Genomic DNA, 9882 nt, shown 5'->3' on the forward strand with positions numbered 1-9882 from the left:
CCGCGAGAGAGGCGGGCTTCAGTGGGCAGTCTTCAGAGGCAGTCGGACTTGCCTATCTGAAACTCAACTATCGGTGAGCTGGTTGAATCCTTGTACAGAAGGTTAATGGAAAGACCCGTTTTTACGAACTGTCCTAAACCTTTTTCATTGCAGAATGCAGAAACTGCAAGCGCTTTAGTGTCCTTGGTGAACTCATCGGTATCGATTTCGTCCTTCGCTACTTTTGTAAGCGTGTAAGAGATACGCATGACCTCATCGCTGTAGGTCACCGAGTCGATGCGAGTTGAGTCATCAGATGCTTTTCCGGACTGAACACTCATGATTAGCGCGAGACCTTTGAGCTGACGTTCGCGCTCCTGCATTTTCTCTTCCGGAGCAGTCTTCGCATGCCATACCTGTACCAAGATAAAGAGCAAAGTCATTGCCGAGAAAAATATGATTATTCCGCGATTCTGTTTCAACTGAGATTACCGTAGCAAAAGGCCATTACTTATTTGACCATGCCTGCTGGACCATCTCAAGTTACCAGAGCTGCCGGTTACGTCTCCGGCGCCGAGTTCCACGGCCGTGTTCAGTTCACCAGCGCTCGATGACAACCGATTCTGGGATTGATGCAGGTGGGCGGTTATAGGCCGCAGTTCCGTCCGCATCGGGGTATGATCTACGCGAGGTCGTCACCTCTGGCTTTGCCTGCCGCCGCGCTTTGTCGACGGTGCTCAGTGGCTGGTCTGATTACGAGTCAGGTGCCTTGCTCCGCTGTAGATCACACCCCGATGCGCTCTCATAGAGAGGATCGGGCAGTTAACGACAGGCTGTCGTGGCGCTGGTTGTTCAGATGGTTGCGAGCCTGTTCGCCCTATCCAAGAGAGCAATGCAGACGCGCTCGTCGAATCTGTCAGTCATGCGGTACTGGTCGACTGCTTGTCGGATGACACCAGCTTTGGCGATGGCCCAGGCCTTATGCGCTTCATCTGGGCATTCAAAACTGCCAACACTGGTACGGCTGCCATCAAGCCAATGAACTCTTGCCATGAACGGCTTGCCGCGTTTCGTGCGGGATACCCCTACAGGCAGATCGCCTCGCTGTGATGGCCGGTCGATTGCCAGGTTGTTTAGGATGCTTGGCACGAAAACCTAGGTTTCAGGTTGGTAGATCATCGTGTCAGGGCTCAAGATGTCCTTGTCCAAGTGATTGCCAAGCCATGGCTGTTGCTCCATCCAAGCTTTGAAGGCGCTGAACCGAAGCCATTGCTCGGCAACCTGACATCCTTCGTAGTGGCGGTCATCGCGATCACCGAAGCAGCGCCTGAGAATCCCTTTCCATCTGCTGTAGAACGGGCAGTTGTGAAATCTTGGTAGGTCGTTGATGCCGACCCCGAGAACCAATCCTCTTGCCATGTTGATCTCCTGTGCATCAAATCCGCCTCACTGAAGAGGTTTTGATGCTGGCCCTGTCGCCAAGGCCAGCCAGTGAAATCTTCATGCAGCAGCCTTGCAGTCGGCTGCCGTCATTCGGCTGCCGTCTTCGCACTCAACGACGCGCACGCCACTGGTGAATCCGCGCTCAGCGTTGAGCCTGTTTGCCTCGCGGATAAAGGCATTCAGGTCGTAATCGGCGAAGACCTGCAGCTCGCCGCGCCCGGTTATATGAATGACTTTGTTCATGGTCTTGCTCCGGTTGTTTTCCCAATGCACCCGTCACCAGGTGCATCAGTGAAAAATTCCGTGTTTCTGTCCGCCCCATGCTCGGCGCCGCGGTTTCCCCACCTGGCCGGCGTCACACATTTCGTGTTCGGTGTTCTTCGCTGGCTGGCTTGCATGGTTTGGCGTCCTCCCATATGGGGAGTCCGGCAGGTTCCAGAGCCTGCATGGAGATCGAAGTTTGTGTTTCGCGCTATGCCCGTTTCCGGGGATCGATCCGCGAAGATTCCTGACTGTTAAAGAGCGGCGGGTCTCTTGAGGCCCTTCGCAGTGGCTGTGTGTCGCTGCGATGGGGCTAATATCAACCAAAAGTTGATCGCGTGTCAACAACCAAAAGTTGATATTTAAATCGTAGGCAAAAAAAAACCCGCTATGGGCGGGCTTTGATTTTTGGTGGACGTATATTCAGGCTATGCGTCAGCCAGTATTCTCTGGGCGAAGGGTAGGGCTACCTGCCGAAGGTCGCCGTTTCCATATACGACCTCAAAATCGATCTCGGCCTTCTTGGCTGCGTACTCTAGCTCCGATGTGTACGAGTCCAACTGATCCTCCTGACCTGGATTTAAGTCCTTTTTAGGAACCCAGATTCCAAGCAGTAAGTCGTCGTGATCATGGCCGATGTTGATGTCGCGCAACCTCAATAACTGGTTGATCTTTCTTTGGGCGGTCGCGCACTGATAGCTTGAGTTTTTTTGCGATGGGTCGATGGTGCTGAAATTTATTGCAAGGTTGGTTCCTACATAGCTGATAACGGCTCTGCCCTTCGAACCATACAGATTGAGGGGGCAGTTGAATCGCTTAGAGTAACCTTCACGGCTTGCCTCAACTAGCTTCCGTATCTCCGCCTGAAATCTGTTTAGCGACCTCTCTGATGAATCCTCTTGTGAAGAGTCATTGGTCTTTGCACTGAAAAGAGACGTATGTGTCTTGGCCGAGCCAATGATCGCTTCAATGCTAACGTTACGAGTGCCAGTGATTCGGCCCGGGAAGACGCCACTGAATGCTGGCTGCCATCCTTCCAGCTCGCCGCCGAGAGATAGCCATGCCTGCAGATCAGTAGAGACGCTGTCGGCGATGGCATATAAATGATCGCCGAATTTTCCAAAAACAGTTTTGAGTGAGTCGACGTCAAGCGTATTCACGACTCTCGGCACATCTCCTGGAATGCCAGTTGTTATCGCAACGGCCACAGTTATCCGCTCGCCTGAGTGAGTGATAGGCTCGACGTAGACTGGCATCCAGCTCGCAGGAATGAGCGGCTTTCTAGTTCTCTCGCTTATGTACGAGGCTGCGGCTGTAAATGCAGTTGCTCTATCTGTAGACGTTTGCATAGCAGTGGCACCGTGTGCTGAATTCGCTCCTTGAGAAACGCCGCAATTTGCGAGCGATCTGTCCCTTTGTCAATGCGAGAATAGTGCCCCTCTTTGTCTAGCTCGTCGAGCGAGAGTTCAGCGCATGCGACAACCATTTTTTGGGCTTCCTTGAGTACGGCGCGACGCCGAGCCTCATCCCATGAATGGCTATTTGTGTCTGCGAGACTGTTCGTAACATATTGGTCAGGCACCAGGTCCCAGAGATCCCAATACTCGCCAGTCAACGCTCGACCGTGATCAATCATCCAAACACCTTTCTTCTCTGGCGAATAGATGAGATTGCCCAAATTCCTGTCCGTATTTGCGATCAGCTCGTCAAAAACAACAGTTGAGTTCATATCGAACAGCCTGGAAATGGCCAGGTTGGTCATAGCAGGTTCTGACGTAAAGGCCCGTTCAAGGCTATAGCCTCTGTCGCTCACCTGCTTGCTCGCAAAGCACAGCATGTAACCACGCTTAGCAAAAGCCGATTCGAACTGATCTGGAATTTCGTCGGTGTTGACGAGGACCAGGTAAGGTCTCGGGATATTCAAACCTAGAGCTCTGCCCACCTGAGAGGCGGCAAGCTCTGCGATGATTTTTCGAGGGTCGACCGTCAGCTTCACATATGCAGTGATGGTCCGGTCTTGATCGTCCAGCACCTGGGCTTTATAAGTCTCACTATCCCGGCCTTCAGCTTCCCGGCCTAAGAAAGTAATAACTTCAGCTTCACGGACGGGCTGAATTGAGTTCTGGGGCGTCTTCAAAGCGCTTGGCAATCCTTTCCAGTAACACGAGATCGTCCTCGGTGAGGCGACCGTCTAGGGCTGCTCGCTCAATGCTGTCGAGCGCCTTCTTTGATCTTGGCGTAACTTTCCCCTTGAGGGCGAACAAGCTCTGCAGGACCTGCAGGTCATCAGCGGAAATGGAATCGGCGCTTGGTTCGCCCTGCCTCATTGGCTCTATTCCGTACTCCAGCCACTCGGCGCGGACCTTAAGCCAGGCCGCTACAGGTCGTAGCTTTTCAGACTCTGGCATAGCCTCAGAGTTGAGCCACTTACCAATTGCGGTAGTGGTTGCCTTTAAGCCGGCACTGGCAAGCGCTGACTGGATATCAACAGCGCGCCCCCTTTCTCTTACGCGCGCTTCGTCACACGCCTTATGAAGGCGTTTTGAGAATTCTTTCCTGACGTTTTCTTTGGCAACCATAGGTTGATGCTCGCACACGCTTGCATCAACAGTCAGTTGATCTGTAATATCAACCGCAAGTTGATGTCGGAGTCTACCCAATGAACGCAATCTCCATCGCAATTGAATCGGCAGGCGGCCCGATTGCCGCCGCAATAGCTTGCAGCATCAGCCGTCAGTCAATTGATAAGTGGCTAGCAAAAGGCTCTCTGCCGCGTACCGAATACACCGGCGAGACGAGCTATGCAGAGAGTATTGCAGCGCTAGCAAGCGCAAACGGTAAGCCATTCGAGCCTGCGTGGCTGCTTGCCGAAGCGCACCCCAAGAAGTCCGCCGCCTAACCGCGCATAGAACTGAGCGAGATCGTCGCCTGTTCAAAGCCCCTCAAGGCATCGCGGTTCTGCAGATTTCGAAACTGATCAGCTTTTGATTCAAACGCAGGCCAAAGCCTGAGCTGAGAAGACAAGGGCAGGGTGGAAGCAAGAGCACCTGCAAAACGACAAAGGGCGGCCATCTCGCCTTGCAGTTCTGATGATTCGGTCACGGATACGTCCTTGATCAATCGATAAGCAAATGATCGCGCCGCTGGTGGCGCAAAGCCACGTAACAGTTTTCGAGGTGTGACATGCAGGAGTTGATGAAGGCGATCTACGACGTGGTTGACGACCATGGCACCAAGAAAATCGCCGAAGGCGCGGACTTCAAGTCACGGACGCTTCTTTCGCAGAAGGCGAACCCGGACTACGACACCCACCGCATGAACGTGGAAGAGCTGCACCGGATCATGAAGTTCACCCAGGACTTCCGTCCGCTGAAAGCATGGGCGGAGGCGTTCGGTTTCGACCTGGTTCCGAAGGAAAAGCCGGAAGGCATCAATCTCAATGCCGCACTTTTGCGGCTGCACGCCGATCTTGCCGACGTTACCCGGCTTGCGTTCGACGCACAGGCTGATGGGCGAGTCTGCTCGGTCGAGAAAACGAGCCTGCTTAAGGAGGCTGAGGAAGTGATCGTCAGCCTGGAAGTGTTCAAGCAATCCGTGAAGGCAGCCTGAATTTCAGACACAAAAAAGCCGACGTACGAGGTCGGCTTTTTCAACAGCGGTAAAACAAGTGGAGCCGATTATGCACGCACAACCACAACTGGACAATACCGGAAAGGTCGCGACACGTTTTTCGAATTTTGAAAATGTGTCGCGTACCACCATGTCGTCTCGCGAAATTGCTGAACTCACGGGGAAGCGTCATCCCGATGTAAAGCGCGACATCCAAGCGATGGCGTCTGAGCTCGAAGAAGATGTGAGCGATTTTGCTCACATCTATTTAGACAGCATGAATCGTGAGCAGACCGAGTATTTGCTGGATAAAGAGCTGACCGAGACCCTTCTGACTGGTTACAGCGCCAAAATGAGAAGGGCGGTGGTTCGCCGCTGGACCGAACTCGAAGAGCAGGTTCGCCCACGCGTCCTGGCAACGCTTCCTGACTTCTCCAATCCTGCCGCCGCCGCTCGCGCTTGGGCTGAGCAGTTCGAGCTTCAGCAGGCTGCCAATCAGGCGCTTATTGAAGCTGCGCCGAAGATCGCCTTTGTCGAAAAATATGTTGAGTGTACCGGTCTGAAAGGCTTCCGCCAGGTCGCCAAGCTGCTCAAGGCCAATGAAGCGCGTTTCCGCGAGTTCCTGCTCGACAAAAAAATCATGTACCGCATGGGCGGCGAGTGGCAGGCCTACCAGCCGCACATCGACGCTGGCCGCTTTGAGGTCAAGGCAGGCACCACTGACAGCGGTCATGCCTACAACCAATCCAAATTTACCCCCAAGGGCGTCAACTGGATTGCCGGCCTTTGGGCTCAATTCAAGCTGGCCGAGGCCTGATATGCAATTCACCGTCACGATCAATCAGGTGAAGGCGTTGGAGTGGGGGTTGAATTCTCAGCAGGCCCTGCTGTTCGCCTTCGTCTACGGCTGCCCGAGCTGGACCAAGCCAATCAAGACTGACGACGGGTTCTTCTTCGCGCTGAGCAAGGCCAAGATCATCGAGGAGCTGCCGCTGCTCACTGACAAACCAGACACTGCTTACCGCATGCTGAAGGCCCTGGAAGAGGCTGGTCTTATTGAGCTTTCCAGCACTTCGAATATCACGCTGTTCCGCCTGACCGAGAAGGCTATCGAGTGGAACCAGAAGCTGGATGGGTCGGAAAAATATCCGACCCCACCGAAGAACGAAGGTCGGAAAAAAATCCGATCTACCTCGGAAAAAAATCCGATCAAGGTCGGAGAAAAATCCGAGGAAGGGTCGGAAAAATCTCCGACAAATCAGGATACCAATCATCAGGGTACCAATCAGGATACCAGTCAGGACTTGCAAGGCGGCCGGGACAAGCCGGCCCGCAACCTGGTGCTGGTGGTTGATCGCACCGAAGCGCCCCGGGTCGAGATCCCCGCCGATATGCCTGGCCCCAAAGACCAATCCTGCAAAACCTTCAAGGTCTGGGCGAACTACGCCATGGCCTACCGCAAGCGTTACCACGGTGCTTGGCCGGTGTGGAACGCCAAGGTCGGTGGCCAGCTCGGCCAACTGGTCGACCGCCTTGGCGCCGATGTCGCACACCACGTCGCTGCGCATTACCTGAAAACCAGCGATGCCGCTGTCCTGCGCAAATGCCACAGCCTCAACGAGCTATTGGCCAACGCCGAGAGCTACCACACCCAGTGGGTGACCGGTCAGCGCGTCAATGGGACGACTGCCCGCCAGATGGAACGCACCGAGGCGAACGTCTCCGCCGCTGAGCAAGCCGCGCAAATTGTCTTGGCGAAGCGCCAAGCAGGGGAGCGCAATGAGTACCTTTGAAATGAATGACCAGCAGGTTGCCGGGCTCGCTGCAGCGATCTGCGCCACCGCCGAGGCCATGGGTCAGGAAATGAACCCAGGCACCGCGGCGATGATGGCCGAAGACCTCTGCGCTTACTCGGTGCCCGCCGTGAAGGCCGCGCTGAAGGCCTGCCGCTTCGAGGTGAAAGGCAAGCTGGCGATGGCCGACATCCTCCAGCGAGTGCAAGCCGCTGACGGCCGCCCGGGCAAGGACGAGGCCTGGGCGATCGCCATGACCACCAACGATGAATTCGAAACCGTGGTGTTGACCGACGAAATCCAGCTAGCCCTGGCTGCCGCAAAACCTGTCCTCGATGCCGGCGACAAGGTTGGTGCGCGCATGGCGTTCAACAGCGCTTACGAGCGTCTGGTGGGGCAGGCTCGGGAGGACAGCAAAGAGGTGAACTGGCACGTCTCTGTCGGCTTCGACGCTAACCGACGCACACAGGCGATCACCAAGGCCGTGCAGATGCAGCGCATCCCACAGGAACGCGCTCAGCAGTACCTGGCCGACTTGAGTGTCGCGCCGGTCACTGAGGACGGCCGGGCCGTCGTTGCGCTGCTCACCGGCGACGTAGCACGGCCTTCGCCAAAACTGCGCGAGAAACTCGCTGCGGTGAAGGACTCGATGTTAGCCATGCGCAAAGCCACGGACGAGGAAAAAACAGAACTGCGAATTTTGGCAGCCAACGAGCTGGCGGATCGCCGGGCGCTGCTTATTCAGCAGGCCGAACAATTGAAAGCAAGGAGCGCTGCTCAATGAATATCGATAAACAAAAACTCCAGAAATTGCTCTGGGCTGAAGCCGCGTCATACCGCGCCGATTGCGCGAACTGGAAACGGAACACTGAGGCTCTTCAGGACTTCCTTGGCGAGAAGACTGTAGAGGAGGTGGCGCTGGAGCTGCTGGCCGAGAACGAACGACTGACGCAGCAACTCGGTGAGTTGATCGACGGATTGCCTAACAAGGTGGCCGCCCATGGCTGACAGAATCTCCGTGAACTGCCAAGCCCGGCTCTCCGAAGCCATTACCAAGTTGAGCGCCATGTACCGCGACAAGAAGTTCGTCGTGGTCTCTCTGCGCCCGGGTAAAGATCGCAGTCTGGATCAAAACCGGCTGTGGTTCGCGATGTACAAGCGCATCGCCGAGATGACGCAGATCGGTGATGAGGCTGACGCCCGTCGCTACTGCAAGCTGCACATCGGCGTACAGATCCTGCTGAACGAGGATTCCGGGTTTCAGACAGAGTGGTACCGCGTCATGCGTCACCTTCCGTACGAGACGAAGCTGGTCATGATGGGCGGTTGCAAGTTGTTCGGCCCGGACGGTTTTCCGGTAACCAGCTTGTTCAATCGAGCTCAGGGCGTGGCCTACACGGACCGCATCGTCGCGCGATTCGAACAGCAGGGCGTGTACTTCAATGATCTACTGAGCCAGGAGGCCGCATGACCATCGAGCGAAAACCGCCCCGTGCCAAAAAATGCCGCGTCCCAACCTGCCGGGCATCATTCGTCCCAGCGCGCTTGGGGCAGGCAGTGTGCAGCCCAGCCTGCGCGCTGAAGGACGCGCCACGGAATGAACAGAAGGCGAAGAGGGCCATAGCTCAGCGCGATCGCCGCGAAATAAAAGTCCGCAAGGAGAAGCTGAAGACCAGGGCTGACCACCTGCGCGAAGCCCAGGCGGCGGTAAACGAGTACGTCCGCCTGCGTGATGCGCACCTGCCGTGCATCAGCTGCGACTCGATGCCAAACGACAGCGACCTCATGACGGGCAGCCGCTGGGACGCCGGCCACTACCGATCCGTCGGCGCCTGCCCGGAGCTGCGCTTCGAGCCGCTGAACATCCACCGCCAGTGTGTGAAGTGCAACCGCAACTTGTCCGGCAACGCCGTCGAATACCGCATCCGTCTGGTTCAGCGCATCGGCGCCGAAAAGGTGGCATGGCTTGAAGGACCTCATCCGGCCTGCAAGCACACCGTCGAAGAAATCAAAACCATCAAGGCCGAATATCGGGCAAAGACCAGAGAACTAAAAAAGGAAGCAGCATGAAACTGATCAACGCAAGGCAGGTATGGACTGAGGCTCAGCACGAATCGAACGCGTCGATCAGCGCTGTAGCAATTGAGCGGGGGGAATCAGCATCGGTCAAGAAGGGCGCCCGCATGCGCCGGCATGAGGCCGTATTCGCCGCGCTGGGCGATGACAAGGAAGAACGCATCGAGATTGTTCGACAGCGAATCAGCATCAGCGAGACGCGGCGTACTCCAGTTGGCCGGTCCACCGCCCGCGCCGCGCACCTGGCGATGATTGGCAAAGTGCTGCGAGCGATCGACACGCTGCCGTTCCAAGTACAACAGTTCGGGCACTATCTGTATCACCCCGCAATGAACATGCGGCATCTGCTGAATGCGGTGCTGCTGATCACCGCGAAGGCGGCGCTACCCGATCTGACTTCGGCCAAACGGGTGAAGGCGCAGTACCTAGTCACTCTGGCCCTGCAGTCGTACAAGGGGGAAGTCCAGGGGGCGGCGGAGTGGGGGCCGGCCCGAGTCGCCGCTGAGATGATGGCGTTCTTCGGGGCGTCCGTGGATCAAAACAACTGGAATCGCGACTGGCGAGATCTTTGGGTTTCCCTAAGAAAGGTCATAGAAGAAGTGGATATTGAGGCGCAACAACCATTGTGGCAGGTGATTCAATCGGAGAAAGATCAAGAGGCGGCATAATCATCTTGACATGAATGAAGATTACAGGTACTTTTTCCATAGTGCACAAGTAA

General features: G+C 55.8%; 16 protein-coding genes. 9 read left to right on the top strand and 7 right to left on the bottom strand.

The features are described 5' to 3' along the window. Nucleotides 1-32: 32 nt before the first annotated feature. The 6 genes from KKQ10_RS27105 to KKQ10_RS27130 all read right to left on the bottom strand — a co-directional run bounded on the left by KKQ10_RS27105 (nucleotide 33) and on the right by KKQ10_RS27130 (nucleotide 4262). Nucleotides 33-461 (bottom strand): hypothetical protein, encoded by a 429-nt coding sequence (locus KKQ10_RS27105; RefSeq protein ID WP_252191780.1) that lies wholly within the window; start codon nucleotides 459-461, stop codon nucleotides 33-35. A gap of 673 nt (nucleotides 462-1134) precedes the next feature. After that, nucleotides 1135-1398 carry a hypothetical protein gene (locus KKQ10_RS27110; RefSeq protein WP_215502849.1) on the bottom strand — a complete coding sequence of 88 codons (264 nt, stop codon included), beginning with the start codon at nucleotides 1396-1398 and terminating at the stop codon, nucleotides 1135-1137. 81 nt (nucleotides 1399-1479) lie between these two features. After that, a complete protein-coding gene (locus tag KKQ10_RS27115; protein ID WP_215502850.1) occupies nucleotides 1480-1665 on the bottom strand; it encodes a hypothetical protein in 186 nt (61 codons plus the stop codon). 446 nt (nucleotides 1666-2111) lie between these two features. Then, nucleotides 2112-3032, bottom strand: a complete 921-nt coding sequence (locus KKQ10_RS27120; RefSeq protein ID WP_172834022.1) for a hypothetical protein — start codon at nucleotides 3030-3032, stop codon at nucleotides 2112-2114. Beyond that, nucleotides 2978-3820: a HipA family kinase gene (locus KKQ10_RS27125; protein ID WP_215502851.1), complete on the bottom strand. Its 843-nt coding sequence runs from the start codon at nucleotides 3818-3820 to the stop codon at nucleotides 2978-2980. Before KKQ10_RS27125 ends, KKQ10_RS27120 begins: the two co-directional genes overlap by 55 nt. Next, nucleotides 3783-4262, bottom strand: coding sequence for a hypothetical protein (locus KKQ10_RS27130; RefSeq protein ID WP_157115980.1), 480 nt, complete (start codon nucleotides 4260-4262; stop codon nucleotides 3783-3785). Before KKQ10_RS27130 ends, KKQ10_RS27125 begins: the two co-directional genes overlap by 38 nt. 80 nt (nucleotides 4263-4342) lie before the next feature. Between KKQ10_RS27130 and KKQ10_RS27135 the strand changes: the two genes are divergently transcribed. After that, entirely contained in the window at nucleotides 4343-4582 is a 240-nt protein-coding gene (locus tag KKQ10_RS27135) for a hypothetical protein (RefSeq protein ID WP_215502852.1), read from the top strand. Here KKQ10_RS27135 and KKQ10_RS27140 read toward each other — a convergent pair. Next, entirely contained in the window at nucleotides 4579-4785 is a 207-nt protein-coding gene (locus KKQ10_RS27140; RefSeq protein ID WP_215502853.1) for a hypothetical protein, read from the bottom strand. The two genes, KKQ10_RS27135 and KKQ10_RS27140, sit on opposite strands and share 4 nt — an antisense overlap. 81 nt (nucleotides 4786-4866) lie before the next feature. Between KKQ10_RS27140 and KKQ10_RS27145 the strand changes: the two genes are divergently transcribed. The 8 genes from KKQ10_RS27145 to KKQ10_RS27180 all read left to right on the top strand — a co-directional run bounded on the left by KKQ10_RS27145 (nucleotide 4867) and on the right by KKQ10_RS27180 (nucleotide 9829). Continuing rightward, entirely contained in the window at nucleotides 4867-5292 is a 426-nt protein-coding gene (locus KKQ10_RS27145) for a phage regulatory CII family protein (protein WP_034152712.1), read from the top strand. A 70-nt stretch (nucleotides 5293-5362) separates the two neighbouring features. Then, complete coding sequence (locus KKQ10_RS27150) at nucleotides 5363-6109, top strand: phage antirepressor KilAC domain-containing protein (protein WP_215502854.1); 747 nt, start codon at nucleotides 5363-5365, stop codon at nucleotides 6107-6109. A 1-nt stretch (nucleotide 6110) separates the two neighbouring features. After that, nucleotides 6111-7085 (top strand): SIR2 family protein, encoded by a 975-nt coding sequence (locus KKQ10_RS27155; protein ID WP_215502855.1) that lies wholly within the window; start codon nucleotides 6111-6113, stop codon nucleotides 7083-7085. Continuing rightward, nucleotides 7072-7869 (top strand): hypothetical protein, encoded by a 798-nt coding sequence (locus tag KKQ10_RS27160; protein ID WP_215502856.1) that lies wholly within the window; start codon nucleotides 7072-7074, stop codon nucleotides 7867-7869. Before KKQ10_RS27155 ends, KKQ10_RS27160 begins: the two co-directional genes overlap by 14 nt. After that, nucleotides 7866-8093, top strand: coding sequence for a hypothetical protein (locus KKQ10_RS27165; protein WP_215502857.1), 228 nt, complete (start codon nucleotides 7866-7868; stop codon nucleotides 8091-8093). Before KKQ10_RS27160 ends, KKQ10_RS27165 begins: the two co-directional genes overlap by 4 nt. Next, a complete protein-coding gene (locus KKQ10_RS27170; protein ID WP_215502858.1) occupies nucleotides 8086-8556 on the top strand; it encodes a hypothetical protein in 471 nt (156 codons plus the stop codon). Before KKQ10_RS27165 ends, KKQ10_RS27170 begins: the two co-directional genes overlap by 8 nt. Beyond that, on the top strand, nucleotides 8553-9155 hold the full coding sequence (locus KKQ10_RS27175; protein ID WP_215502859.1) for a recombination protein NinG: 603 nt from the start codon (nucleotides 8553-8555) through the stop codon (nucleotides 9153-9155). The genes KKQ10_RS27170 and KKQ10_RS27175 overlap by 4 nt, the downstream gene beginning before the upstream one ends. Continuing rightward, nucleotides 9152-9829 carry a bacteriophage antitermination protein Q gene (locus KKQ10_RS27180; protein WP_215502860.1) on the top strand — a complete coding sequence of 226 codons (678 nt, stop codon included), beginning with the start codon at nucleotides 9152-9154 and terminating at the stop codon, nucleotides 9827-9829. The genes KKQ10_RS27175 and KKQ10_RS27180 overlap by 4 nt, the downstream gene beginning before the upstream one ends. Nucleotides 9830-9882: the final 53 nt, after the last annotated feature.

Source organism: Pseudomonas sp. MG-9 (assembly GCF_018729515.1).
Classification (GTDB): Bacteria; Pseudomonadota; Gammaproteobacteria; order Pseudomonadales; family Pseudomonadaceae; genus Aquipseudomonas; species Aquipseudomonas serboccidentalis.

Excerpts from the sequence above, each read along its gene's own strand:
- KKQ10_RS27175 (WP_215502859.1), top strand. The coding sequence starts at position 8,553 with ATGACCATCGAGCGAAAACCGCCCCGTGCCAAAAAATGCCGCGTCCCA.
- KKQ10_RS27110 (WP_215502849.1), bottom strand. The coding sequence starts at position 1,398 with ATGGCAAGAGGATTGGTTCTCGGGGTCGGCATCAACGACCTACCAAGA.
- KKQ10_RS27155 (WP_215502855.1), top strand. The coding sequence starts at position 6,111 with ATGCAATTCACCGTCACGATCAATCAGGTGAAGGCGTTGGAGTGGGGG.
- KKQ10_RS27115 (WP_215502850.1), bottom strand. The coding sequence starts at position 1,665 with ATGAACAAAGTCATTCATATAACCGGGCGCGGCGAGCTGCAGGTCTTC.
- KKQ10_RS27165 (WP_215502857.1), top strand. The coding sequence starts at position 7,866 with ATGAATATCGATAAACAAAAACTCCAGAAATTGCTCTGGGCTGAAGCC.
- KKQ10_RS27130 (WP_157115980.1), bottom strand. The coding sequence starts at position 4,262 with ATGGTTGCCAAAGAAAACGTCAGGAAAGAATTCTCAAAACGCCTTCAT.
- KKQ10_RS27180 (WP_215502860.1), top strand. The coding sequence starts at position 9,152 with ATGAAACTGATCAACGCAAGGCAGGTATGGACTGAGGCTCAGCACGAA.
- KKQ10_RS27150 (WP_215502854.1), top strand. The coding sequence starts at position 5,363 with ATGCACGCACAACCACAACTGGACAATACCGGAAAGGTCGCGACACGT.
- KKQ10_RS27120 (WP_172834022.1), bottom strand. The coding sequence starts at position 3,032 with ATGCAAACGTCTACAGATAGAGCAACTGCATTTACAGCCGCAGCCTCG.
- KKQ10_RS27160 (WP_215502856.1), top strand. The coding sequence starts at position 7,072 with ATGAGTACCTTTGAAATGAATGACCAGCAGGTTGCCGGGCTCGCTGCA.
- KKQ10_RS27135 (WP_215502852.1), top strand. The coding sequence starts at position 4,343 with ATGAACGCAATCTCCATCGCAATTGAATCGGCAGGCGGCCCGATTGCC.
- KKQ10_RS27145 (WP_034152712.1), top strand. The coding sequence starts at position 4,867 with ATGCAGGAGTTGATGAAGGCGATCTACGACGTGGTTGACGACCATGGC.
- KKQ10_RS27170 (WP_215502858.1), top strand. The coding sequence starts at position 8,086 with ATGGCTGACAGAATCTCCGTGAACTGCCAAGCCCGGCTCTCCGAAGCC.